The 26754-nt window shown below is 45.3% G+C and carries 23 protein-coding genes; 13 read left to right on the top strand and 10 right to left on the bottom strand.

The features are described 5' to 3' along the window. Positions 1-306: 306 nt before the first annotated feature. Entirely contained in the window at positions 307-1638 is a 1332-nt protein-coding gene (locus tag H6F98_RS19055; RefSeq protein WP_192220277.1) for an IS110 family transposase, read from the top strand. Between the two features lie 32 nt (positions 1639-1670). On the opposite strand, the gene H6F98_RS19050 is transcribed toward H6F98_RS19055, so the two are convergent. From H6F98_RS19050 to H6F98_RS19040, 3 genes are all read right to left on the bottom strand, one after another. Beyond that, complete coding sequence (locus tag H6F98_RS19050; RefSeq protein ID WP_396812540.1) at positions 1671-1781, bottom strand: LuxR C-terminal-related transcriptional regulator; 111 nt, start codon at positions 1779-1781, stop codon at positions 1671-1673. A gap of 29 nt (positions 1782-1810) precedes the next feature. Continuing rightward, a complete protein-coding gene (locus tag H6F98_RS19045; RefSeq protein WP_192220276.1) occupies positions 1811-2857 on the bottom strand; it encodes a metallophosphoesterase in 1047 nt (348 codons plus the stop codon). Between the two features lie 145 nt (positions 2858-3002). After that, the gene (locus tag H6F98_RS19040; protein WP_192220275.1) at positions 3003-5051 is read right to left on the bottom strand and encodes a serine hydrolase; all 2049 of its coding nucleotides are present in this window, start codon (positions 5049-5051) and stop codon (positions 3003-3005) included. Positions 5052-5648: 597 nt separating this feature from the next. Between H6F98_RS19040 and H6F98_RS19035 the strand changes: the two genes are divergently transcribed. Both H6F98_RS19035 and H6F98_RS19030 read left to right on the top strand, forming a co-directional pair. Next, entirely contained in the window at positions 5649-7094 is a 1446-nt protein-coding gene (locus H6F98_RS19035) for a hypothetical protein (RefSeq protein WP_192220274.1), read from the top strand. A 455-nt stretch (positions 7095-7549) separates the two neighbouring features. After that, the gene (locus H6F98_RS19030) at positions 7550-7879 is read left to right on the top strand and encodes a hypothetical protein (protein WP_192220279.1); all 330 of its coding nucleotides are present in this window, start codon (positions 7550-7552) and stop codon (positions 7877-7879) included. Positions 7880-8143: 264 nt separating this feature from the next. Here H6F98_RS19030 and H6F98_RS19025 read toward each other — a convergent pair whose 3' ends face one another. The 7 genes from H6F98_RS19025 to H6F98_RS18995 form a co-directional block, all read right to left on the bottom strand. Further along, on the bottom strand, positions 8144-9322 hold the full coding sequence (locus H6F98_RS19025; RefSeq protein WP_192220273.1) for a hypothetical protein: 1179 nt from the start codon (positions 9320-9322) through the stop codon (positions 8144-8146). A 451-nt stretch (positions 9323-9773) separates the two neighbouring features. After that, on the bottom strand, positions 9774-11816 hold the full coding sequence (locus H6F98_RS19020) for a serine hydrolase (protein WP_199348671.1): 2043 nt from the start codon (positions 11814-11816) through the stop codon (positions 9774-9776). Positions 11817-11967: 151 nt separating this feature from the next. Then, positions 11968-12126 carry a hypothetical protein gene (locus H6F98_RS19015; protein ID WP_192220271.1) on the bottom strand — a complete coding sequence of 53 codons (159 nt, stop codon included), beginning with the start codon at positions 12124-12126 and terminating at the stop codon, positions 11968-11970. Positions 12127-12172: 46 nt separating this feature from the next. Further along, positions 12173-12775 carry an SH3 domain-containing protein gene (locus H6F98_RS19010; protein WP_192220270.1) on the bottom strand — a complete coding sequence of 201 codons (603 nt, stop codon included), beginning with the start codon at positions 12773-12775 and terminating at the stop codon, positions 12173-12175. A 290-nt stretch (positions 12776-13065) separates the two neighbouring features. Then, entirely contained in the window at positions 13066-13863 is a 798-nt protein-coding gene (locus H6F98_RS19005) for a response regulator (protein WP_396812532.1), read from the bottom strand. Positions 13864-14025: 162 nt separating this feature from the next. Then, positions 14026-14715, bottom strand: coding sequence for a response regulator transcription factor (locus H6F98_RS19000; RefSeq protein ID WP_192220269.1), 690 nt, complete (start codon positions 14713-14715; stop codon positions 14026-14028). Between the two features lie 292 nt (positions 14716-15007). Next, the gene (locus H6F98_RS18995) at positions 15008-16102 is read right to left on the bottom strand and encodes a sensor histidine kinase KdpD (RefSeq protein WP_192220268.1); all 1095 of its coding nucleotides are present in this window, start codon (positions 16100-16102) and stop codon (positions 15008-15010) included. A gap of 529 nt (positions 16103-16631) precedes the next feature. Between H6F98_RS18995 and H6F98_RS18990 the strand changes: the two genes are divergently transcribed. The 10 genes from H6F98_RS18990 to H6F98_RS18945 all read left to right on the top strand — a co-directional run bounded on the left by H6F98_RS18990 (position 16632) and on the right by H6F98_RS18945 (position 26532). After that, positions 16632-17303, top strand: a complete 672-nt coding sequence (locus tag H6F98_RS18990) for a hypothetical protein (RefSeq protein ID WP_192220267.1) — start codon at positions 16632-16634, stop codon at positions 17301-17303. Positions 17304-17471: 168 nt separating this feature from the next. Further along, positions 17472-18320, top strand: a complete 849-nt coding sequence (locus H6F98_RS18985) for a hypothetical protein (RefSeq protein WP_192220266.1) — start codon at positions 17472-17474, stop codon at positions 18318-18320. Positions 18321-18459: 139 nt separating this feature from the next. Further along, on the top strand, positions 18460-18819 hold the full coding sequence (locus H6F98_RS34155; RefSeq protein WP_192220265.1) for a pentapeptide repeat-containing protein: 360 nt from the start codon (positions 18460-18462) through the stop codon (positions 18817-18819). Between the two features lie 151 nt (positions 18820-18970). Next, the gene (locus tag H6F98_RS18975) at positions 18971-20050 is read left to right on the top strand and encodes an AI-2E family transporter (protein ID WP_192220264.1); all 1080 of its coding nucleotides are present in this window, start codon (positions 18971-18973) and stop codon (positions 20048-20050) included. A gap of 152 nt (positions 20051-20202) precedes the next feature. After that, on the top strand, positions 20203-21093 hold the full coding sequence (locus tag H6F98_RS18970; protein WP_192220263.1) for a DUF1206 domain-containing protein: 891 nt from the start codon (positions 20203-20205) through the stop codon (positions 21091-21093). A 439-nt stretch (positions 21094-21532) separates the two neighbouring features. Next, the gene (pstS, locus tag H6F98_RS18965) at positions 21533-22666 is read left to right on the top strand and encodes a phosphate ABC transporter substrate-binding protein PstS (RefSeq protein ID WP_192220262.1); all 1134 of its coding nucleotides are present in this window, start codon (positions 21533-21535) and stop codon (positions 22664-22666) included. Positions 22667-22729: 63 nt separating this feature from the next. Next, positions 22730-23680, top strand: a complete 951-nt coding sequence (pstC, locus tag H6F98_RS18960) for a phosphate ABC transporter permease subunit PstC (protein WP_192220261.1) — start codon at positions 22730-22732, stop codon at positions 23678-23680. A 45-nt stretch (positions 23681-23725) separates the two neighbouring features. Next, positions 23726-24619, top strand: coding sequence for a phosphate ABC transporter permease PstA (gene pstA, locus H6F98_RS18955; RefSeq protein ID WP_192220260.1), 894 nt, complete (start codon positions 23726-23728; stop codon positions 24617-24619). A gap of 106 nt (positions 24620-24725) precedes the next feature. Beyond that, positions 24726-25553, top strand: a complete 828-nt coding sequence (pstB, locus tag H6F98_RS18950; RefSeq protein WP_192220259.1) for a phosphate ABC transporter ATP-binding protein PstB — start codon at positions 24726-24728, stop codon at positions 25551-25553. A gap of 376 nt (positions 25554-25929) precedes the next feature. Next, a complete protein-coding gene (locus H6F98_RS18945) occupies positions 25930-26532 on the top strand; it encodes an SH3 domain-containing protein (protein ID WP_192220258.1) in 603 nt (200 codons plus the stop codon). Positions 26533-26754 lie beyond the last annotated feature (222 nt).

The raw sequence follows: 26754 nt of genomic DNA, 5'->3' as shown, positions 1-26754 counted from the left end.
AAATTCTCCCCTCCAAGCTTGATTATTACGTCAATTGAACGTTCGATTCGCACGGGTGCCATTATCTCTCAAACCGTCTTACAGCAAGCATTTCGCATTTACGGATAGGTCTAATAGGTTCCTTTGGAACTGGCTGGTAAAGAGGTCGGTTATGACCTAGTGCCAAGAGCTTGAGCAAGAGACAGACCCGGATGCCCATTGGCACAACGAATTGTGGAACCCAACACGCGAGTGGGAAGCACGCAAGATAGAATCTGATATTTCAGGGCATCTTGCCAGCCTCAGCAGTTAGTAAGGAGAGCGATCATGGAAGTCACCTACCCTAATTGTGCTGGCTTAGATGTTCATAAAAAAACTGTGGTTGCCTGTTGCTTAACCGCAGAAGACAACAAAGACCATGAAACTCGGACTTTTGGGACAATGAGCCAAGACTTATTGGCATTATCCGACTGGTTAAGTAGTAAAGGCATCACTCACGTAGCGATGGAAAGCACCGGTGAATTCTGGAAGCCTGTGTATAACTTGCTCGAAGCTAGCTTCACAGTCCTCGTGGTTAATGCCCAACACATCAAGAATGTTCCTGGGCGTAAAACAGATGTTAAAGATGCCGAGTGGATAGCCCAACTGTTGCGTCACGGACTACTACGTGGTAGTTTTATCCCGCCTCTACCCCAAAGAGACTTGAGAGATTTAACCCGTCAGCGTACTAATTTGGTACGGGAAAAAGCTGCGGTAGTTAATCGTCTGCAAAAAGTCTTGGAGTGGGCTAATCTCAAACTCGCCTCAGTAGTAACAGATGTGACTGGCGTTTCGGCACGCAAGATACTTGCTGCTATTGTTGAGGGACAGCAAGATGCTCAAGTACTTGCTGACCTAGCCAGAGGTTGTCTGCGTCGGAAACAGCAGCAGCTAGAGCAAGCCTTAAGGGGGCGGGTACGAGAGCACCATCGCTTTTTAATTGCTAATCATTTGACTCATATTGACTTTTTGGATGAACAAATAGCTGTCTTCGATGCCAAGATTACAGAGTATATCCAGGCATCAACACCACCAACTGACCCACCAGCATCTAGCACACCCCTCTCAGAGCTGTCCCCTAGTACTGACAACCCCTCAGCTATAACTTCCAATCTTTCTTGGGAACAGGCTGTTGCTCTACTCGACACGATTCCAGGAGTTGGTCGTCAGACGGCAGAATTACTACTGGCAGAAATTGGTGCGGATATGAGTCGCTTCAAAAGTGCCGCCCATTTGGCTAAATGGGCAAGGCTTTGTCCTGGCAATTACGAGAGTGCTGGCAAGCGTTACTCCGGTAGAACTGGACAGGGAAATAATTGGTTACGCACCGGCTTAGTCCAGGCAGCTAACGCAGCGGTCAGGTGCAAGAAGACTTATTTGTCTGCGGTGTATCGTCGTTTAGCTGCACGTCGTGGGAGAAATAAGGCTATTGTTGCCGTAGCTCATCGGATTTTGATTGCTATTTATCACATACTTACAAAGCATCAGCCCTTTCAAGACTTAGGGGTATCTTATTTGGATGAGCGTCGTCAGCAGCATCTGCTTCAACGTATGTCTCATCGTATCCAGCAACTTGGTTATCAAGTCAACTTGCAACCTATACCAATTCCTGAGCCTTAAACCACTGCTCAGTTGACACTTTCAAGATAGGTCTAATGGACTCTGACAGTATCAGGAGTAATGTAGAGAAGGTCTGCAATTTCCTGATTGCTCCGTCCGGCTGCAATTATTGCCAAGATTTCCTGTTCGCGCCTCGTAAGCAGATGGCTCTTTGCGCTATCCAGAGGCTGATTCAGTATTGCGAACGAAGTCTGAATAACGTTAATTCAGGCGGGGCATTAATTCGGAGCGGCACTCTACTGAAACCGATACCTCGATTGACATACAGGTGATTTCCAGGTTTCCCAAAGTCTTCAATCCAGCCAGCGACATGCACCAGTTCCTCTTCGTCATATGTGAGTAAGAACCACACGGGTGTCAATCCAAAGGGCAAAAGGTTAATTTGACCTCCGTGGGTGTGTCCTGCCACTGCCAGTGGTGCCGTATTTGCAGACAGCGCGTCAAAGGAGTTGGGATTGTGCATCATCACTAATCGGGGGGCTGCTTCCGGTACTTGGGCTAGGGCAACGTTTGGCTTGTCTTGTTTAGGTAAGTGAGGCCCTATCCCCACCAGATATAGAGTTTCATTGGTATTAGTTCCTGCCCGATTCCCTTTGCTGCGATCGCGCTTTGCGCGGTGCCAGAGGCAATCCCACCCTGCTGTGCAAACAGGATAGCTACTCTTCGAGTTCTCCTCCGGAGTAAGCTTCACGCGCTTTCCGGGCGATTCCAGCGCAACAGCCTCATTTTTAAGGACTTGTACCCCTGCTGCTTCTAGAGCTTCACGGACTTGGGTTGATAGCTTTTCATCCTGTGAGGTCGTTTTGGAGTTCCTAATCCGATAGTCATGATTGCCCAAAACGGCATAAGTCGGAATGCCTGCCTCTGGTAGTGGGCGAACCAGTGCAGTTACTTTGTTGAGTTCTTGGCTGGGATTCTTCCCTGGCTCATAGATAAAGTCACCCGTAATTAGCACGACGGCGGGCCGTTCCTCTACCAGTTGGTTCACAATTCGGCGGATAGTGGAGGTATTGCCGAGCCACATTCCCACCTGCATATCGGAGATTAAGCCAACCTTTTTCCCCTCCCAAGTTGGAGGGAGATTGGGAATTTCTGCGGCGTGTTCTTCTCGATCAATTAGGTGGGGTTCGATCGCCACTCCCCAAGTTAGGTAAGTAGCAGACAATCCCAACAAACCTAATAAAGCGTATTTAATGCACTTCGGGTATTTAAACTTCATGCTGTTCTATAACCTTCGCTGCCGCCGAATATCGCTCCTTAATATCTTTGCGATCGCACTCTCCTGAAAACATTTTGTTAGCAAAATTTGATTACAGTTTTCCGTTATTTTTGAGTGCCTGATATTCTCTAAAACATTTCTCCGGTTAAAACTGGAAACCCAATAGATTCCAGTAGAGGAGGAATGGAATAAAAACTAGAGCAGCTAGCGTAATTAGAGAATAGTGCGCTCGCGCCATCACTGACCAATATTTATTCGTCCAACCCAGAACAGTAAAGACAGCTAATCCCAAGGTCAAAACAGTGGCAATTAGGGGAAGAGAGAGGAACGCGATCGCAAATGTCGGTACTCCATAGGCAAGCTTCCATGCGCCGTATAGCCAAAGTGACAAAGGCAAGCCAATGATGAAGACCAAATTCAGAGTACCGACAAGACCCGCTAACAACCAAGCGCGGCTCGGCTGCCGCTCAATTTGAAAATTCTTGCCTTGCAAACGGCGAATCAGAGGACGTATCGGCCAGATGAAGAAAGCTGACAGGAAAACCAGCACACAGAAGCCAAGCAATCCTAACTGCACCCAAGCCGTTTCATACCACGGTACTCGCTCGTAAGCTCCTATCTTCGGCCAAAGTGGATTAAACGCAAATTTGATTTGATTACTAGCCTCATCTTCAATGGCTTCCCCAAAGGCAGTCAAGGCATCATCATTAGCTCGCTGGAATAACTGCGATCCGACAGGGATTAACTTTATGTTTTGAGGATTGCTGAGAAAGAACAGACCAGGGGTTTGAATTACTAAAGTTCCGTTATCGCCCTTCTTGATATTGATATGCTGAAACACTGCGGATGGCTTAAGGAAGGTGGCACGGGGATACTCTACATCACGGTAGGTGCCAGTGAAGCGATCGAGTTGTTCATCGGTAAGGGCAAGGGGTTTTAAAGGTACAGGTTTATTGGGAACGGGAAAATAATGGTCTAACAACTGAGACAATAGTTTCCCATGTATCCCACTGAAGCTATTGCTGGCAATAAAGATGCCGATATTCTGGTCAGGCATGAGGGTGAGGGAGCTAGAATACCCGCGCAAACTTCCCAGGTGCCCAATCATCCGAATATTGTTTTCTAAACGTTCGCGGAAACTGTAACCAGTACCCGGCAATTTGGGATGATGCGCGAAGTGCGTCTTGTGCATCAGCCGCACCGTATCCTCTTCCAGAATGCGTGAGTTTTCATAGCGACCGCGCAGCAAGTGGGCAATCATAAAATTAGCCATATCGGTAGCCGTCGTACTCATTGCCGCTGCTGGGGCAATATTGAGATACAAGAACGGGACGGGTTTGAAGCTGCCACTTTGATGCTGATAGCCCACTGCCAAGTTATCGGCTAACGCAGGCGGCAATGGTTGGAGAAACGTGCTGCGGCTCATCTTCAGCGGTTGAAGGATATTTTTATCAATATATTCAGCGAAGGGTGTACCAGAAATTTTTTCCACTACATAGCCCAACAAAGCAGTGCTGTGGCTGGAATAGCTGTAGAGTTCACCGGGGCGCGACACAATGGGTGGCATATGGTCAGCCAGATAATCTCCCAACGGCTTCATTTCAGCTTCAGTGCGAGCCGCCAGTCCGATGCGTCGGACAGTAGTACCGTCTGTGTGCATCATCATCCTGGCGGCTGTGACTGGTTCGGAGTAAGGGTTCTCTAGTTCAAAGTCGAGGTACTTATTGACATCGGCATCCAGGTCAAGCTGTCCTCGCTCGTACAACTGCATCGCTGCTGTCGCTGTGAATAGTTTGGAGAGAGAGGCAACGCGAAAGAGGGTTTTATCTGCCTCAACGGGTATCTTTTTCTCCAGGTTGGCATAGCCGTAACCCTTGACGAAAAAGAGCTTCCCATCTTTCACCACAGAGATTACTGCACCGGGAACATGAGTCTTCGACATCTCCTCATTAAAGAAGTTGTCTACGAAGGCTTCTAATTCCTGCGGTTCCTTAAGCCCCAGTCCTGTGGGAGATGGAGACACCGACTTCTCCGGTTCAGTGACTTGCTGTGGTTGCTGATCTAAAATGGGAAGCTGCTTCGAGCCACTTTGAGCCAAACTAGGCGTATTTAGTCCGGATAGCGAAAGCGAAAAGGAAAGAATTGCCAGAAGCAACCAATGAACTAGCTTTCTACGAAATCCTCGCTGTCTCATGGTTTCTTTTTGCCTTTTTCTGCCGAATTACAGAAGTAACGCCAGGTAAAGTGCGTTCTTCATTTCAAAGAGTATTTATAGCTGTAAACTGCCAAATCCCTTCACTAAGGTTTGGATTGACTTATTTTCCTTTTGTTAGGTGATAAGCTTTCGTTGAAAAGTCTCTGCATCTAGAAACTACTACTCTAAATCAAGTATTAACTTGATAAACTGATAGTTTCATCTACCATGCGATCGCTTCCAGGATAGTAGCTACTTATGCTTGATTTTACTTCTGCCGAAGGGTCGATGTTTATCGCCGTAGAAGATATATAACCTTAAGGGGTTTTTGGTCTGCCGTTTATCGAGGCATACACAACAAAAATATACTAGCAAGCTTTTGTGCATTTAATTGGCGCGTTGAAGAAGTCACAAGGCTTGCAATTATTAGGTTTTCCTATGTTGAATTTCGATTAAACGCTTCAATCTCTCTACATTTGACTGAGCGCTGATATTGAAAATATTGTCGAATCAACTTAAACGAAGTGGGAAAGCCTAGGATGAGTATCCTAACCTCAAAGTGATTGTAAGTAAGATACCTAAAGAAAGGCGTATTGCATGAAATTCCCTTCCCCTCATCCAAGAATTACTGAGCTACTAGTATCGTTGGGGGTCAGACCTCACTACATCATCGGTCTTGATTCGGCGACGGCGGCACTGTCTGCGACTGCCAAATACCTTCATGGCAAAGATTTGCGATCGGGGGGCAATCTACCATGGCTTAGCGCTTCGTTACTCAAGGTTGCTAACCACCTCCCCGACCACCTGATCGAGACTTTTGCAACTTTCTCAGGATGGGCGGATGCATCATCGCCCAGAGTTGTAGATGAGGTACAAGCGGAAACCATGTCTCGCTGGGTCGTCAACCAATATCCCAAACGACGCTATCCTGCCGCTATGATTGGCTCTTCCAATGGCGCGGCAGTAAATCTGTGTGCAGCACTTGGCATCCCTTACTTGCCGCAAACACTTCTCACTTGTGTGCGACACTCCAGCGATTTGGATGACCCGAAACAGAAGTTGGAGTGGGCTAAAGCAAAAGTCCAACGGTTGCTGACAAGGAATCCTGACCTCTGGGCGTACCAAATGCACGACCCTAACCAAGATCGTTTGAAGGTCGGTCGTGTTGCTTACTTCCGGCTGAAGCGAACCCATCTTGGCAGCAAGTTCAAGCAGTTTTTGAAGGAGAATGTAGAACCGGGTGGAACGCTATTCCTAACTGAATGCCAATACACCTGGTTGTCTACCCATGCTGGTGAACGTCATCTCTTCCAGGTTGGTGGCAAAGGTGAGCTACCCCCTGAAGCTTATTTTCAGGACAGTGAGCAGATTGCTGAGTTTTTGAGACGACGCGGCTCTGAACACCGACAGTGGAACCCACCCGCCCCGGATGGCAGGTATCCAGAGTCAGAGTGGGGCTTTGAGCCAGCCCTACGCGAGGATGTAGAGCAGTTTGCCCGTGAGCATGGCTTTCGCGTTCGTCGGATTGTTTTCGATTTTCCACAGGACTTGAGTCCTCTGGTTGCTGACCTATATCGTTGGTGGTATCAGCAACGCGGACTGCCTAGCGATCGCCTTTTTGTTCAATCATTTACTTACCTTCAGCCTTGGTGGACGTTACGCCTTGGGCTAGTGCCATTTTGGACTGTGTTTAACGATCAAATGTCAGCCGATCGGCTCGATAACTATCTGGATACCACCAAACCCTACGATGAAATTTACGCTAATCTGTTCTCGAACGGTCTTCACTCACTAGGAATGGCTCCGATTGATCGATGGCAGTCTATTCTCAGTCGGGCACGCCAGCACAGTCAGTTTATTGGCGTGGACGAGCACAAATACCCCATAGACATAGCGTCCTATGTCCGCCACTATACTGACCTGAAGAAACTTGACGGGCGTTACCCAATTCCAGAACCGCTAACGCTAGACCAACTTAACAACTTTCTAGCGCACTCAGGGGATCAATACTCGGTTCGCTGGATTGAACATCCAGTCGTATAGTCAACTTAAAGAACAGTACATAAATTCCCACCCCCTTTGAAGGGTTTGCGATGAAAGGGTTACAGTTCCTGGTGTAAAAACGTTGTATGTAATGTCACCCAAAATTGAAAAGGTGATTAATAAACCCAGATTTGGTATCTAAATACTGCCTTAATCTTAGATTTTATATCGCTGAGAATGGTGCGTTCTGCCCTGAATATTTAAGTTGTAATATTCTTTACAACGATTAGCTACTTTACTGTAAGTCGCAGAGTATAGAAGGCTTAATCTCTAATCAACCCAGAGATAGAAATATTAGGAATACGACTTGAGGTATAAGCTTATTAGCATATTGATTAAGGAACAAAGCTTCTCTTAGAAGAATTTGGTAGTGATAAATGTATGATATTGAGACTATACAAACTAGCGAAATTTTGAATCAAAGTATAGGCACTGCAAGCTTTCAGAGAACGGGCTTGAGTGAAGTCTCCTCAAATCAAGCTCCCCTGATTGAGGCACCTACTAATAGATTACAAGAAACCACTGCACAACTTTTATTTATTCCTGCTTGTCTTGTAGTAATCGCTTGGACAGTGAGTTTTTCTAAACGGTTGAACTGGCGGAAGACTGCCAGTAAGAAGCTGGATACTATAAAGCCTTCCTCTCAAATTCCCTGTTCAAGCTGTCGCTTCTTTAAAAATGAACCCTATCTCAAATGTGCTGTACATCCTTTGAAAGTTGGAAGTGCAGAAGCGATGGATTGCCCCGACTTGTGGTCGTTAGATAGCAACAAATTTGACCACTAACTGAAGCTCTATAGGCACTTCAGAAGCAACATTCATAGCAAAGAGTAGACTTTATCAAAAAGCCCACTCTCTCCTTAACCTCTCGGCTATCCACTTAAGACGGAACAACTTGATAGTAGGAGGATTGGGTGATAGGGGGAGTCTCTATGTACAGTCTCCCCACTTCCTTCCTTAGCTCCCTACCTCCTCATCGCCCGGCTTGTCAGGCTTTAACTTGATAGCTACCTTTCTTAGTGCTAGCTTCAAGCAACTTGAGTCAAGTCCTTACTTGGCTGTGTCTCTGTCTTTAATGGTTCTCTCGTCGTGAATGATCACTCTTTCTTTGATTTCTGGACTACTAGAGATGTGAATATCCGTATCCTTATTTTCCTTTTTGGCGGATTCGGCTGCGCTTTGGGCAGATGACTTCACATCTTGTGCTGCACCTTTAGTAGATTCGGCTGCATTGTGGGCAGATGACTTGACATCTTGCGCTGCACTTTGAGCTGCACCTTTAGCAGATTGGGCTGTGCTTTGAGCAGATGACTTGACATCCTGCGCTGCACCTTTAGCAGATTCGGCTGCACTCTTACCAGATGACTTTAGTGATTCGGCGGCGCTTTGACCAGATGACTTCAGCGATTCGGCTGCGTTTTGACCAGATGACTTCAGCGATTCGGCTGCACTCTTGCCAGATGACTTCAACGAGTCGGCTGCACTTCTTATAGATGGCTCAACCGCCTTCGCTGTACCTTTCACCGTCGATCTAACATCTTTCGTGGCACCTTCAATTTCCTGAGCTACAGCTTTAACAGAAGGCTTAACTTCATCGGCAGTACTCTTAATAGAATCTGCTGCACTTTGTACAGAAGGTTGGACACCTTCAATTGTCTGTTTGACTGAATCTTTTACTTCTCTAATTGTAGGTTTGACTTCCTCAGATGCGCTCTTGACGGCGTTTACTACAGAAGGCTTGGATTCCTTAAGTGTCTGATCAACCGATTCGGCTACACCTTTAACTGAAGGCTTGGCCTCCTCAACAGTCTCTTTGACTGCTTCTACTGTACCTTTGATTGATGGCTTAACTTCCTCAACAGTTTCCTTGGCTGCTGTCCCTAGCTCTTCTACAGTTTCTTTAACACCCTCTGCTACAGTGTGGGCGGCATCTCCTAAGTTATCTATAGCACGGTTAACTGTATCGGCAGCACCTTTACCAACCATAGCGCCACCAACTGCGCCTGCGACAGCACCAAGAATTCCTGAGCGAGCACCGATTACACCACCAATTGCTGCTCCAGCAACCCGCGCACCGATGCGTGGTGAGCCTGATGATTGATCTGGGGTAGATTCGGTATTTTCGTCAGCCTGAGCCTGAGGCTGCTGGTTCTCAAGCTTGTCAATATTCTTTTCCTGAAAATCAGGATTTACTTCAGGTTGGTTGAAAGGCTGCTTATTAATAGTCATGAAAATCTTTCTTATTGCTACATCTACTAGGCTAACTATTACTCCTAAACAATTCCACGACTTGAGGCATAGATTCTAACCTTACTTATGAAGTAGATCCTAAACTTATTACGGCTATCAAACAGGTTTATAAAACACCGAACTGGTTGAAGTCGATGCGTCTATCTCAACTTCAGCAATAAAACTTTCGATGCGGTTTAGTATTATTCATTGATCATTTTGCTGTTTAATCCTACCAACCTGCTTATAGATATTAAAAATAGTTGACAACCAATAAAGAATACTAGATGAATCAATTTTGCTGCCAGATTTAATACTGAATTATTCCTTAGATATAAGATATAGTAGAATACGGCTGCCATAGGTTGGTTCGGAAACTAGCCCCAGAATTAAAACCAGTCCGCCCACAGCGACTAGAGCAATGTTGAGCTGACTCATAGTTACTATGAAGTTAAAATTGGAACCCTAGTAGATTCCAGTAAACTAAAAACGGAATGAAGGCTAGAGATGCGATCGCAATTAAAGAGTAGTACACTCGCTCTACAATTGACCAATTCTTGTTTTTCCAAGCCACCACAGCAAATGTAGGTAATCCCAAAGTCATGCCAGTAGTCACGGGCGGAATGCAAAGCAAGGCAATCATTACAACAGGTACACCATACAAGAGTTGCCAGATACCAATTCGCCAAGTGACTATAGGCAGACCAATCAAGAAAACTAGATTCAGAACACCGACCAGACCCGCCACTAACCAAGCGAGTCGAGTCAATCTGTCGTCCTGAAAACGCCGCTTACGGAAACGGTGGCTCAAAGACCTAATAAGCCAGGTAATGCCCACCGACAGGAAAACCACCGCACAAAATCCAGCTAAGCTCAACTGAAAGGGGATAGTTTCGTACCAGGCTATCTTCCGAAAAGCACAAATTCTTGAACCAACGGGATTAAACAGGTAGTTAATATTGCCCTGAGTGTCCTCTCCAAAAGCTGTGTAAGCATCATCGTCAGTTCGTTGGAATAACAACGGCTCCACGGGTATCAATTGTGTTTTTATAAACCTTTCGGGAAAGAAGAGATCTGGAGTCTGAACGGTCAAAGTTCCATCCCTATTGGCTTTCACCTGGAGGTGTCCCAATGGGGCACCGAGACTAGCGAGGCTGCCATGAGGATACTCAACGCCACGGTAAACGCCAGTAAAACGCTCAGCTTGCGTTGCAAAGTTAGGGAGTGACTTAGGGGGTACAGGTTTCTCTTGAACGGGATAATAGTGGTTGATAAACTGATTACTCAGTTTTTCATGTATCCCATTAAAACTGTTGCAGCCAACAAAAAGCCCTACGTTCTGGTCAGGGAGTAAAGTCAGAGAACTGGAGTACCCACGTAAGCTGCCAAGGTGCCCAATTGTCCTAATGTTATTTTCCAAACGTTCATGAAAGCTGTAGGTGATGCCGGGTAACTTGGGATGGTGGGTGAATTGCTGCCGATGCATCAACTGTGCAGTCTCCTCATTCAAGATACGCGAGTTTTCATAGCGACCATTCTGGAGGTGGGCAATCATAAAGTGAGCCATATCCGTGGCAGTCGCACTGAGCGAGGCAGCCGGGGCAATGTTGAGATAGAGGAATGGTCGCGATTGCCAGTGGTCATCTTGATACTGATAGCCTACAGCCAGATCAGATGCCAAGTTTGGCGGCAGTGGTTGGAGGAAAGTGCTGCGCCGCATATTTAGCGGTTGCAGAATGTTCTCGTTGATATATTCAACAAAAGGAACACCGGAGATAAGCTCCACCAAATAGCCTGCCAGAGTAACTCCCATGTTGGAATAGCTGTAGAGTTCACCGGGTTGCCATACTATCGGAGGCATATGGTCGGGGATGAACTCTTTCAAAGGCACCATCTCTCCTGCCGTTCGAGCCGCAATCCCGAACAGTCGCTGACTACTGCCATCTGTTTGGGTCATTAAATTGGCAAGCGTAATCGGTTTTGGGTATGGGTTTTCGATTTGGAAGTGCTTGAGGTACTGATTGATATCTTTGTTTAGGTCAAGCAATCCTCGCTCGTATAGCTGCATCACTGCCGTCCCTGTGAACAACTTAGAGATAGAAGCAACGCGAAAGAGAGTTTTATCGGGGACAACAGGTATCTTCTTTTCCACATCAGCATAGCCATATCCCTTGCTAAAAAGGATTTCCCCATCTTTCACCAAAGCGACAACCGCACCAGGTACGTGTTCTGTCTGCATTTCCTGCGTAAAGAATTTGTCTAAAAAGGCTTCCACTTCCTGCGGATTGCTTGGTCCCTGGCGAGTCGGGCGTGGTGGCGCAATCGGCTTCGATTCTGTAGGTTTGGGCTTTTGGGGAGATAAGAAGGGAAGCTGACTGGTTTCAGTCGGTGCTCCCTGAGCCAGATAGGGAAACCCGGACAGCGAAAAAAATAGGATAATCCCGATAATTACCAAACAAATTTTCTTGATGGGATTATACGTGCGTTTTTTCATAAACTCTTTTTTGTTTCTGATACCCAGTTGCATTTAAATAGCGCACCTAGGTACAAGCTATCGACTCAAAGCTGACTGCTGATAGCTGATGGCTGACCGCTACTTCTGACCGCTGATGGCTGACTGCTACTTGCTATGAGGCATCGTCAGCTTAATTCAACAGTTCCTGTTCAGGCACTCCAAGCCCTTCATCACTTTCCCTAGCATTAGAAACGTAATTGATGATTGCCCCAATCGCAAAGATTACAAAGAGTGCCAAAATTGATACAAAAATAAGTATCACAATGTTGCTAGGACGTGGGTTTTTCATTTCAGTTCGCTTTTAAGCAGAGGTCACTGCCATCACACCGAGACAATTAAGGACAGTACGTGAGATAAGACGCAGATACATAACCTTGCAAGGGTGCTGAAATGGGTACCCAACCATTTACGCCACGATTTTCAATGGTGAGATTCCGTCCATTAGCGACGACTCCGACAACAGCGCTGTTAATTGATGACTCTCGCCGGACAGCAAGACCACCTTTAGCAGAAACTTCGCGGCAGTTTTGTGGGGGAAGAGAGGACTGACAAGATGTGAGAAAACGCGCAAACACATAACCTTGCAGAGGAGCTGAAATCGGCATCCACTCTGCTCCAGGGTTCCCAACAACAACATTGCTACCAGGATTGTTAACAACGGTGACGTTCCGTCCTTGAGGAAGTATTCCTAGCGCTCTGCTGTAAACTGTTGGTTCTTCCCGGACATAAACACCATTCCTTGCTCCAACTTCGAGGCAGTTGTTCGAGGTTTGTGCTAGTTGGTATACAGCTTCATTCTGGAAAGATGTTTTTCCTAAAGTAGAGGTCTGAATTTCCTGAAGTGTGCCTGTACTAGCGGCGGTAGAGGGAGGGAGAATAGCTGTCAAAGCTGACATAAGTAAAGTAGACAAAGCTACAACTTTTTGCAAACCGCTCATATCATCTGTTTCCTAGTGAAACGTTTTTTTGTGGTACAGTTCCCTAGCTCTAGCTAAAATTGGATTTCAATAGATTCTAGTAGCCTAGAAACTGAAGTACATAAAAGGAGTTAATCAATACTTCAATTATTAGATTTTTCTCAACAAAATCAAGGTATAATCTAGGTTTAGAATGTAATTTATATGTTAAGTTGTAACCTTATAAACGCTGCCGGATAGCCAGTTTAGCTGGCATCTATACCTAGATTTAGAGATGAACTAGACCCAATTCTTCCTTAGGCTATAAACAGTTAATCTGCTAACAAATATGAAGAAATGAGTTGTTTTTGGATGGCTAAGACGGCGGCTTGAGTGCGATCGCGCACATCCAACTTCTTCAATATGGAATGGACATGAACTCTAACAGTGCCAGGGGCAATGTAGAGAATGTCTGCAATCTCCTGATTGTTCCGTCCGGCTGCAATCATTGCCAAGATTTCCTGTTCGCGCCTCGTGAGTGGATTTTGGAGTGATTCTTCAGCTTCTGATGAGGTAGAAGTAGGTTGTGCGCTGTGTATAAAAGTAGATTGAATCTCTGTGGTTGCTGCTTCGTCCCACCAGGAAGCTCCCCCTGCAACAGAACGCAGTGCCAGGATGAGAAGTTCTGCCCTAATTCCCTTGAGACAGTAGCCTTTAACACTCACTTCAATTAACTTAGCTATCAGAGGTTTTTGGAAACGAGAGGTTAAAACTAGAATGGGCAGCTCTGGGCGCTGCTGCTTAAGTTGTTCACAAGTCTCAATACCACCAATTCCCGGCAGCCCGACATCGAGGAGGACAACATTGATCGCGTGCTGATTCGCCAATTCCATAGCCATCTCACCGTCTTCAGCCTCAGCGACGACTTCAACTCCTGGCTCCTGTTGCAACCGCATAGACAAACCAAGACGAAATAGTTCGTCATTTTCAACAAGCAAAATCCGTAGTGCATTTGAGGTCATCTTTACCTGACCTAAGTGGCTAAAGCCACATACAAGGGAAAAGTAGAGGAAGGATGTCACAAGAAAAGCCAAATCTCCACTACATTTTTCCTTGAATGTATGGAGCATAAGTTAGTTAGCTCCTAGACTTTAGACGCTTAATAAGTTTATTGTCCTTAACTTAAGAATGAAATTAGCGTTAATTTTGCCTGTAGCCGTAAATACAAAAGTTCTCCAGTATATAGTGGCTTATTGTCATTTTTATTTTATAAATCAGCTCTAAGCAAGCCGTTAATCTGTTAATAAGTCGGGAGGAATGAGTTCTTTTTGGATGGCTAAGACTGCCGCTTGAGTGCGATCGCGTACTTCCAGCTTCTTCAAGATCGAATGAACATGGACTCTGACGGTACCAGGAGCAATGTAGAGAAGGTCTGCAATCTCCTGATTGCTCCGTCCGGCTGCAATCATTGCCAAGATTTCCTGTTCGCGCCTCGTGAGTGGATTTTGGAGTGATTCTTCAGCCTCTAAGGGGGTAGAAGCCGGTTGTACGCTTTGATGAAAAGTAGATTGAATCTCCGTGGTTGCTGCTTCATCCCACCAGGAAGCACCCATTGCCACAGAACGGATCGCCAGAATTAGAGTGTCTGCATTAATTCCCTTCAGGCAGTAGCCTTTGACACCGACTTCGATTAAGCGAGCAATCAGAGGTTTTTGGAAACGAGACGTTAAAGCGAGTATAGATAACTCTGGGTGTTGCTCTTTAAGTTGTTGACAGGTTTCAAGACCACCAATTCCTGGCAGTCCGACATCGAGTAGAACAATATCAAGCGGGTATTGATTTGCCAATTCTATAGCCGTCTCCCCATCCTCAGCCTCAGCAACTACTTCTAATCCCGGTTCCTGTTGCAACCGCATAGATAAACCGAGACGAAACAATTCGTCATCTTCAACCAGCAAAATCCGTAGTGCATTCGAGGTCATCTTTACCAGACAGAAGTGGCTTTCATCAGCCGACAAAAGTAAACACTAAAGCGAATGTTACAGAAGTTTCCCTCCCTATTCATCCTCTCTAGAAGTGAACTAGAGCAAAATCCCCAATAATCTTCCCTTGTAAAGCGAAAGCTTACAAGAAAACAACAGCCGACGACACGTCGGCTGTTATCGATGTACTAGGCATGATCTAGCTAACACTCTCACTTTGAAACACAGATATGGCAGCTTATTGTCATTTGCATGAAGCTTCTGTGTTGCCTAATCGAATTAAGGGCTTTAATTACAGTTGTTTTGACTGATGGTGTAGAGGTAATCTGAATCCGAACAAAGCACCGCCTGGTGAGCGATTGTTGCCCCAGACAGTACCACCGTGGGCTTCAATAATCTGTCGCGTCAAGTATAGCCCCAACCCGGACCCCATCGACTGGCGATCGCTATCTCCTTGGTAAAACCGCTCAAACAAGCGAGGAAGTTCATCGGGTGCCATCCCCCGTCCATTATCGAGAATTTTCACAACCTGATAGGCGGCATCAGACTCGAAGAGAATCTCCACGTTGCCACCACGAGAGCAATTATTAATTGCATTCGTCAACAAGTTGGTAAAGACTCGCAAGAGTTGTAACGGATCTCCAGTTACGCAGAGGAAGCGGTCAAAGTCGAGTTCTGCATAACTCAGAGTAATATTCACCTGCCGCTTTGAGGCTAAACCTGATACTGTAGCGATCGCCTCTTCGGCTAGATCGACCAGCTTAACAGGAGCGAGTTTTAACTTTAATCCCTCTGTATCGTTACGATAGACATCCAATAGTGTCTCGATTAACCCAAGTGAGTTCTCATGACTCCGAGTGATTGCTGCCAAAACTTTTTGCTGTGCGGCTGTTACTGCACCGTATTTTTCCTGCTGCAATGATTTCAATGTCTCAATCGCTCCGAGGAGCGGTGTTTTCAGATCGTGGGTTAACGTTGACACAAAATCCTCTCGCGCACTAGCTAACTGCTTTTGTGCCTGTAGCTTCGTCTTGTGTCGGGCAATTGCTTCTTCATGACGCAAATTGCGATCGCTTAGCCAACCTGCAACTACAAGGGCAAGCGCCATTAACAAGCGATTTATGACTGACGTTGAATTGTGCCACTCTGGCTTAGGTAAAAATACATTCAGAAGGGTTAAGCCGATTGCCATCACCGTGACTTGAATTGTCGCCGAACGACTCAGGCGTGAAGAAGCCAACAAAATTGGTGCGGTATAGAGGAAACCCAAGGCATAGGGTGGTGGGGTCCAAAAATCTAAGATAACAATCAGCGCAAATAACCCGACAATGAGACAGCGTGTGTAGAAGTGCTGCTCCTGAGACCAACGTGTTTTTAAAATTGCCATAATCGGCGTAGCATTTCAAGCCGCTGTAATTTACACTACTCGATACACAATAGAAGTAGATAAGATTCTATCTTAAGCAATGAATTAGTGTTTATCTAGTATTTATATCAAGTGATATAAATACTAGATAAACACCCTGATTTTTCAGTTTATAACGAATGCATATTTAGCTATTCAAAACCAACCTAAACTGAAAACTATATCTTGATATCTACAATTAAACCGCTAGAATAAGTTTGTTTGGTGAACCAATGCCTAACTTCTAGATGCAGTTTGGTTATCTGAATCATAGCCAAGTCTAGAAAAATTAGTTTCATAAAAACCACCCAAATTTTTTAGAGAATTAAGTCATTCGGTAGATGCAAATTAGATTAAAAAATGAGAGAAATTAAGAAGGAAGAGAAAAAACGCAAAGAAAGCAATTCACTTAAGCTAGGCAGTTGCTACCTTTATAACCTTAGTAGCTAGTTGTGACAGTCCAATTAAACAAAAAATTGTTGAAAAAACCAAGTGATTTTAGGAGATATGTATGAATAAATATCAGCAGACAAGTCGGAAAAGCGCTGGATTAGCGAGAAGAGTGCTTGGTTTTGGCAGTTTAATAATTAGTCTGCCAGCAATTCCTCTAGCAGCATCGGCACAGCCTATTTCTACTCTTGATCAGGTTAATCCCTGCCCTGGAATTTACTACGAAGAACCTTTCAATAGTAGAAACATAGTTCCCCAGGGATGTACACCAAATGCGGCTACACAGCGTGTTCAAACGGGTGTCGTTTCTGAAAGACCAGTCATGAGAGATCAGGGAGTTTTCACTGAACCATTGACCCCCGCGCCACCGCCAACAAGTGTTACTCAGCCGCCTCTACCAGAGGAGCGTAGCGAACCAATTGCCGCAGTCATGCCAATGAATGGTATGGTCAGCGTAAAACTGAAAAATAACACCAACGCTCCCATCTCCTATGAAGCAGTCGGACATACTCAACGCCGATTTTTAGCAGGTGGAGAAGAAATAGTTCTGCAAGGTTTACCAACTCCTGTAACTGTCACGATGGTTCGTCAGGATGAAGGGCTACTGGATGTAGTTCCAATTTCCACCTCTGAGGCAGGAATGCTAGAGGTTTCATTGGATGAAGCAATGAATTTAGACGATAACCAGGGCGTACTAAGAATTCAAAGAGATGGTCAAGTCTTTTTGAACTAGCGCAAGTGCAGATTGCACATATGCCTAGTGGCGTTGAGATAGAGGCATCCACATCGCCTTGCAGCAGAAGGGAAACAACTACCAAAAGTTGGATAGGGAAACCTTCGACCTCATTTCTGGCATAACTGCCAGAGTATGACCAGTAGTAAATTTAAGGAGATTCTTTCAATGAACGATAGATTTAGTAAAGTTCGGGTTGCCAGTTACGCATGTGTCCAGCCGGATGATGCCGCACAAGTGTCATGGCATACCAAGGGCGCCGCGATCGCTTTAGCATTCTTTGCACTGCTTCTTCCGGCTTGCAGCACCAATGATCCAAACGCAGGTGGCCCAACAGCTCAAAGTAACGTTTCTACAGAAGAAGTTGCTGAGGAGACAAACGAACTCCTTGGGAAGAGCGTGACAGTAAGAAGCGAAGTTGAAGAAAAAGTTGGTGCCAATTCCTTCACTATCGGTGATGACAAGCTTTTTGGCACTGAAAAAGTTCTCGTTATTAATGCTTCAGGAGAGCCGACTGTCCTTCCTGAAGATATAAAGCTTCAAGTAACAGGCGAAGTTCAAAAGCTTGTCGTTGCTGATATCGAGAGAGAATACAGTTTGGACTTGGAGCCAGAGCTAGAGGTAGAGTACAAAGACAGACCCGTGATTGTTGCCCAGTCCATTGCTCTAGCACCTGAACCGGGTGAAGTCACCAAAAACCCCAGCGCCTTCTACAACAAGACCATTGCCGTGAGGGCTGAAGTCGAAGACATCATTGGTCCAAGTTCGTTTACCCTTGATGAGGATAAGCTAACTAGCACCCAAGATTTACTGGTCTTGAATACAGCGCCTGGTCAAACCATCAACGATGGTCAGGAGGTTGTCGTAACGGGTGTACTCCGACCCTTTGTGGTCACCGACATTGAGAGGGACTACGATTTAAACTGGGATTTGACTCTGCAAAGAAAGCTAGAGGCAGAATACAGCCAAAAGCCTGCACTCGTTGCTAAATCCATATTCCCAGCAGCAGACGATTAAGTTGTTTGACTAAGTGATAAGGGGAGAGCAAATTGCTTTCCTCTTTTACGGACTTGATTTTAGCTGCCTTGCGGCTGTTTAACTATCCTGGTACCCAAGCTTACATTAAGATGCAAACTATTCAATTGGAGCAGATGGTATGGATACTTGTGAACTTTTGAAGCTTTATGCAGTAGGAGAGCGAGATTTTCCAGAAACGAAACTGAGCAACGCAGACTTGGTTGGAGAAAATCTCAGTGGGATAAATTTAAGTCGCTCCATCATTTGGTCAACGAACCTAAGTAATACGAGCCTGAAAAGGGCGAATCTAATGCTGACATCCTTAGCTTGGTCAGATTTAAGTGGAGCAAATCTGAGCGGGGCAAACTTAAGCGGAGCAGACTTGAGTGGAGCCAACCTGAGTGGAGCAGACCTGCGTGGAGCAGATTTAAGTGGAACAATACTGATTCAGGTAAATCTAGCTGGGGCAATAATGCCCGATGGGATAACCCAAAATTAGACTTACTGAGTGCGAGAAAATTACCTCCTCCCCCGCTAACCTTATTAGCTAAGGTCGGGGATTCTACTATCACTTTTGAGATTTCCTGTGGCATTGGAAGCTTTGTTAACAAAGCCCTTCAACAGGTTCGCATTCAAACGGAGCTAAAGTTGTGAGTCTAGGGAAATTGATTGGCTTGCTTGCCTTTGCCATTTCTCTTTATATTTTGTGGCAAATCCGGCAAGTCCTTTTGCTAGTCTTTGCTGCCGTAGTCTTTGCCGTCGTCTTGAACCGAGTTGTGCGACGGCTTCGGCGATCGGGTGCTAAGCGAGGTATCGCGATCGCACTAACAGTTGTTACTTTACTGGTAATTTTAGTTGGTCTATTCGCATTAATTGGGCCGTCCTTTATTGAGCAATCGCAACAACTAGTCAGTCTCGCACCGACGTTTTTAGAGCAGTTGCGTAACCGATTAAACTCCTTGCAAACCCAGATTCCAGAGCAACTGTTAAATGTCCGTAACCTTGGTAATTTCATTCCCAGGCTTCAACCGCTAGTCACTCAGTTATTGGGTAATGTCTATACCTGGTTTTCCGACTTGCTGGGAATCCTACTCAACTTATTATTGGTTATAGTTCTGACGCTCATGCTACTCGCGAATCCCGCGCCATACCGACGAGGCTTGGTACTACTATTTCCTGCCTTTTATCGTCGGCGTGTTTATGAGATTCTCTCTGAGTGTGAAGCTAATCTAGTTGGCTGGATGAGTGCCACTCTTATTGATATGGCAGCTATTGCTTTTGTGAGCTTTGTTGGTCTGTCAATTTTGGGAGTGCCACTACCGTTAGCGAATGCGCTCTTGGCAGGATTATTGGAGTTTGTTCCTAATATTGGGCCTGTTTTGAGTGTATTTCCACCAATTGCGGTTGCCCTACTTGTTGCTCCATGGAAAGCCCTAGCTGTACTGATTTTGTACATTCTGATTCAGCAGTTTGAGGCTTATCTTCTAGTGCCTTTCGTTATGAAGCAACAGGTGTCTTTGCTGCCAGCCGTCACTTTGTTATCTGTGGTAATTTTTGGCACTTTTTTTGGCTTTTTAGGAGTATTTCTTTCCGTGCCGCTAGTGATTGTCTCCAAAATTTGGCTAAAAGAAGTTTTGATTAAAGATATACTCAACACTTGGCATAAAGATAAAAAAGATAATTCTCTAAAAAATTCACCAACCCTTAATAGTAGAATGCGTAGTTCATAGTTTTTGATTCACCATTATTAGTATTACTGAACAGTTTAGGTGATTTTTGAAGGGTGAAGATAGCTCTACTTCACAAGTTTACCGATAACACAACTACAACGAGGATATTTCTAACTAATTGGAGATTAGATACCCTGTCTTAAACAGAACGCATGAAAGGCTGGAATTCAGCAATTAAGAATGCAAAGAACTACTTAGAACCGATAGCGAATCTTGCAATTACTAACCCTTGGGCAGAACGACTCTTTCGATTCGGCTATGCAGCTAAGGGAGTAGTCTACGCGATTGTCGGATGGCTAGCGGCTTCTGCCGCATTGGGCCCAGGCGGCAGAACGACTGGCACGCGGGGCGCTCTCCGCTCTCTGGTAAACCAACCATTTGGGCGAATCTTGCTCGGCTTCGTTGCGATCGGCTTATCAGGATATGTACTCTGGCGGCTTGTCCAGGCAATTATGGACACGGAGAATCAAGGCACAGATGCAAAGGCGATTATTGTGCGTCTCAGTTATGCAGGAAATGGCTTGATTTACGGTGGGCTAGCGGTAACTGCCGTGAAGATCATCTTCGGTGAAGTAGACATTGATAATGGCTATGGCTCTATAGATTGGACAGCGCTGTTGCTAGCTCAACCCTTCGGCCAGTGGTTAGTTGGAACAGTAGGGGCGCTCGTAATTGGGCTAGGTTTCTACGAGTTCTATCAAGCCTATACCGCCAAATTCTGTCGAAAGTTTAATCTCAACGAGATGAGCGACACCGAAAAAACTTGGGCAACACGCATCGGCAGATTTGGTCTAGCTGCAAAGGGCGTTGTTTATAGCATTATTGGCTTCTTCTTAATTCAAGCGGCGCGTCAGTCTAAGTCCAAGCAAGTCAGAGGATTAGAAGGAGCGTTGGATTCACTGGCACGACAACCCTATGGTCGCTGGCTATTGGGAGTTGTCTCGCTCGGTCTGATTGCTTATGGTGTCTACTATATAGTTCAGGCGCGGTATCGACGGATTCATAGTACTGCCTGTCGTGCAAGGACAATCCAAAAGAGTTGACTCTCAAGGCTTCTCGCTTTTAACTCTTTAATAATTAGTGAAAAATAAAGTATTAGTTATTAATATTAGATTAAGCTAGGTTTAAGTAATGGTAAAATATAAATAGTTGGCTTTCTTAGAAATCAATTAGGCAAATTATCTCCCTAACCTGGCTAAGAGATTAGTGTTTAGGTAAGCTCTATTTATAATTTAGAAACTAAGGCAAATCTACTAAACAAAAATATTAGCAAAAATAAACTTTACAAATAAATCATTTGTAAACTTAGAACTATATCTTGATTTATATTAGAAACCCGCTAAATATTTAGATATCAAGTCAAGTTACAGAGCTGCTGTAAATAAGGCAGCTCATCTCGTTGACAAATTAAAACTTTAATAGAAATAACGAGAGGATAACAGGACTTGAATTTGCATAGAAAAAAGTTTCAGGCTCGAAACCATGTTTCTGTATTCCCATCTATTTAATCCAACTCGTATACTCACCTCAATTTCTGTCGTTGCTCTGTCAGCTGGTTTAGTAGCTTGCGGTCAACAGGAAGCTTCCTCCCCGAATGCTGATGGAGGAAAACTCGCTCTTAATGAAAATGTATCACTAGTGGGCGCGGGTGCATCCTTTCCCACACCGCTATATCAGCGTTGGTTTCAAGAAATCAATCAGGACTATCCCAATCTACGGATCAACTATCAGTCAGTTGGAAGTGGTGCTGGTGTTGAGCAATTCACGACTGGCACTGTAGACTTTGGAGCCAGCGATGTTGCGATGACGGATGAAGAGATTCAGAAGGTAGAAAGGGGTGTTCTCTTGCTGCCAATGGCAGCGGGTAGCATTGTACTAACTTATAATCTTCCTAATGTCGAAAGTGGCTTGAAGCTACCACGAGAAGTTTATACAGGTATACTCCAGGGCCAAATCAAAAGCTGGAATAATCCCGCGATCGCGCAGGCTAACCCAGGAGTCCAACTGCCAAACCAACCTATCACTGTAGTACATCGTTCTGATGGAAGTGGTACCACGGGAGTCTTTACAAAACATCTCAGTGCTATCAGCCCAGAGTGGAAAAATCAGGTTGGAGAAGGCAAAACTGTAGACTGGCCGGCTGGTGTGGGCGCGAAGGGGAATGAAGGTGTCACCGCCCAAGTTAAACAAACTCCAGGGGCGATCGGTTATGTCGAATACGGCTACGCCAAGCAAAATAATCTACCAGTTGCTGCGTTGGAAAATCAATCGGGAAACTTTATTGTGCCGTCCGAAGAATCAGCATCCAAAACCCTTGAAGCAGTGGAACTGCCTGCAAACTTCCGTGCCTTCATTTCCGATCCAAACGGGGCAGAATCCTACCCTATCGTCACCTACACTTGGCTTCTTGCTTATGAGAACTACCCTGATGCGTCGAAAGCAAAGTCCATGGAAGCCATGATTGAATATGGTTTAACTGAAGGTCAGCGGTATAGTGCAGAGCTTGGGTATGTTCCTCTACCTCCAAGTGTTGTTGAAAAAGTTGCTGCTGCTGCCGACAAACTCAGCCCAGATTACAACATCACAGTCGATAAAGCGGCCGCCAGCAAATTCTAGAACTGAAAACGTTTAATTCACTTCAGAAATGACGGCATCAACTCTATTTCCTTTAAGTCAATCATGACAACGCAAGTTACGAATGCACAAGATGCAGTTCCACCCCGCTCCCAGACGGAAAAATCACTAGATCGAGGCTTTGTCTGGCTAACTCGTATCTTGGCGTTGGCAGTTGCTGGGCTTCTAATCTTTATCGCAGTAGAGGTTGGTCTTGAGGCTGTACCCGCCATCCGAGAATTTGGTTTAGGATTTCTAACCACTAGTGCCTGGAATCCCGTTGAAGATACTTACGGAGTGTTACCTATGATTTATGGGACACTCGTTAGTTCAGCAATCGGGCTACTTTTGGCGATACCTTTAGGGATTGGAACTGCGCTCTTTTTGAGCGAAGACTTTTTGCCAAGGTTCGTGCGGACACCGCTGGTATTCTTAGTGGAGCTTTTAGCGGCAATTCCTAGTGTTGTGTACGGTCTATGGGGTATTTTTGTCCTGATTCCCCTGCTTAAACCGATTGGAGCGTGGCTTCACAATAACCTGGGTTGGATTCCGCTTTTTAGAACACCTTACATCGGGCCAGGAATGCTTCCGGCTGGAATCATCTTGACGATTATGATTTTGCCAATCATTACGGCAATCTCCCGCGATTCCTTAGCTTCTCTTCCACCAGAACTCCGGCAAGCCTCACTCGGTTTGGGGGCAACACGCTGGGTAACGATTTTTCGGGTACTGATACCAGCAGCGTTCTCCGGCATTGTTGGGGGAATCATGCTAGCGCTAGGTCGTGCGATGGGGGAAACGATGGCGGTGACGATGCTCATCGGCAATTCCAATGACCTGAATATTTCCTTGCTAGCACCCGCCAATACGATCGCTTCTCTACTAGCTAATCAATTCGCCGAAGCGTCCGGTTTGCAAGTCGCCTCTCTGATGTATGCGGGACTAGTTCTGTTTGCGCTCACCCTAATTGTCAACATCTTGGCTGAGCTGATTGTTCGCAAAGTGAAGAAGTTCTAGCCACCAAGACAAGCGAAACCCCGTTGTTATTTACTGTCTCGCCCTATGTCAAGTAGCCTTCGAGATCGATCATCTTTTGGCTCCACTGCTAAAGGTCTGACTCGGTCTTATACGAGTTTGCGATCGCTGATTGGGATGGCAATGACCACAATAGTAGGTGCCTGTCTAGTTATTACCCTTGTACCGTTGTTTGCCGTAATTATCTATGTCATCCGTAAGGGATTTAACCGCCTGAATTTAGACTTGTTTACCGAGTTGCCGCCAGCAGCAGGTTTAGAAGGAGGCGGCGTTGCTAATGCGATTGTTGGCACCCTAATTTTGGTGGGAATTGCTGCTCTCATCAGTGTTCCGATTGGTGTCTTGGGAGCCGTTTATCTCTCAGAGTTCAGCTCCGGCAAGATTGCTCGTTGGATAGGCTTCGCGACAAACATGCTCAGTGGCGTTCCTTCAATCATTGCAGGGATATTTGCCTATGGAACTGTCGTAATCCTGACAGGAACCTTCTCAGCCGTCGCTGGCGGTGTGGCACTGGCAGTGCTGATGTTGCCGATTGTCGTGCGTACTACTCAAGAGGCGCTACAAATCGTTCCCCAAGAGGTCAGATGGGCATCCGTAGGGCTGGGAGCGTCTAATTACCAAACAGTATTACGAGTCGTGATACCGGCTGCCTTGCCCGCCATTGTCACAGGCGTAACTTTAGCTGTTGCTCGTGCGGCTGGAGAAACAGCACCTCTAATCTTCACAGCACTGAACTCGTTCTTCTGGCCCCAAGGGTTATGGCAGCCAACCCCCTCCTTGGCTGTTTTTGTCTACAACTTCGCGCAGAGTCCCTTTGAAGAGCAGCAGGAGCTAGCTTGGGCAGCCTCTTTACTCTTAGTGTTGTTGGTTCTACTAACTAGCGCTATTGCTCGCTGGGCAACTCGTAAAAGTATTTATTGAAAAGAGGTTGAGCTAGTTAGTAATAGTTCTGAACCTTGTAGGCGATCGCCAGCTAAACCACTTTGCTGCTTTTCTGATACCCACTTAAAACTCTACTTCAACTCTTATGTCTTCTAATCAGCAAGCTGCCAGCCATAATCAGCTAACTTCCAATTCAACTGAAACAGTTTTGCGAACAGAAAACCTTGATATTTATTACGGCGATTTTAAAGCTGTTCAAGGTGTTTTTATGGAAATCCCTAAAAACCGCATTACTGCCTTAATTGGTCCTTCCGGTTGTGGCAAAAGCACTTTAATCCGCTGCTTTAACCGCCTCAACGATTTAATTGAGGGATTTCATATTAATGGCAAAGTTTATTATCGCCACCAAAACCTCTACGATAAAAGCATCGATCCAGTAGAGGTACGGCGACGGATTGGGATGGTCTTCCAAAAGCCGAACCCCTTCCCCAAATCAATTTATGACAATATCGCTTATGGACTACGAGTTACTGGTCATAAAGGCAATCTGGATGAATTGGTAGAAACATCATTGCGACGAGCGGCTTTGTGGGATGAAGTCAAAGATAAGCTAAAAACAAATGGCTTGTCCCTATCGGGCGGACAACAGCAACGTCTGTGCATTGCTCGTGCGATCGCGACCAATCCTGATGTCATTCTGATGGATGAACCCTGTGCCTCCCTCGACCCGATCTCGACGCTCAAAGTTGAAGATTTGATGCACCAACTCAAAGAGCAGTACAGCATTGTGATTGTTACTCACAATATGCAGCAAGCAACGCGAGTAGCCGATATAACTGCCTTTTTCAATGCCCAGGAAACAGAAAAGGGAGGAAAAATGGGCTATCTGGTTGAGTACGGTCCAACCGAAATAATTTTCCAAAATCCGCAACAGGAAGCAACTAAAGACTATGTGAGCGGACGCTTTGGTTAAAGCTTGATTTGGGGTTAATGTACTACAGTTGGATGATTGGCTATTTTTAAATAATTATTGATAGTGTTTTATGGAATAAACTAGCGTTTAGTTCCAGTAAACCTAGCGTTTACATTAAACCTAAATCATCTAATATAAATATCATCTAAACAATTAAAGATTATTAGAAACAGATCTATAACAAATTATTTAACTTGGCATTTAATCTCTAACTATATCTTGTTCTTGATAAAAACATATACCAGAATTGGATGTTAGTTAATCAATTTGGTACAAGCTTTTCAATCTTTTATAAAAGAATGTTAAAGAGCAATAGATTCCAAATCATTGCACATATATTCCATTGATACCTTGTGAACGTTTAGGAGTTTTTATCATGAAACAGATGATTAATTGGCAAACATCTGTGGCGGTGACAGCCTCAATTGCGCTTGCTTGGACGGCTTTTCCCGTTTCCTCTACAGTCGCTAGTACAGCTACGCCACTGGAAATTCAGCCCTCTGCCCCAAGTCAAACATCAGTCCAAAACCAGGCTGAATATAAACTTGCACAAGCCTCGGACAACTGTCGCCGGGTTGACACTCGCAGCAGCAATCTGAATGTCCGCTCAAGCCCTGGTGGTAGTATTATCGGCTCATTAACTGACAAAAGCCTTGTCAGTATCGAAAATACTGGCAGCAATGGTTGGGTACCGATTTCATCCCCTCGGCAAGGTTATGTGTTTGGGGCTTATCTCAATTTATGTGAACAACCAGTACCCCCTTCTGAAACAGCGACCTTATTAGATAACTGCCGCCAAGTTGGAGTGACGGGTAGTATTCGTGTCCGGGAAGAAGCCTCAATTAGCAGCCCAATCATTGGAACATTAGCTAATAGACAGCGTGTCACAATTGTGAATCGTGGCGAAAACGGCTGGGTACCGATTTCAGAACCTGTGATGGGTTATATCTCTGGGGCTGATCTCAAATACTGTTCTTAGTTCTGCCTAAGTACTGATACCAACTTGCATTCCAACGTAGTAGATAGCAAGAGCAGGGGGAGCGAAGTGATCTATACAGGTTTTTCTTGGGGGGGTTAGAAGGTTAGAACCTTTGTTAAAGAAGACGTTCCAACGTTCTAACCACAATTAGCCTAAACTCCAATCTCTGGTTCACGCCTTGCTGAGTACTAAACATAACGCCTATACATAGAGCGTGAAGTA

The organism is Microcoleus sp. FACHB-SPT15 (genome assembly GCF_014849525.1).
Taxonomy (GTDB): domain Bacteria; phylum Cyanobacteriota; class Cyanobacteriia; order Cyanobacteriales; family Coleofasciculaceae; genus Symplocastrum; species Symplocastrum torsivum.
This window is presented reverse-complemented; position numbering and strand designations above follow the sequence as displayed.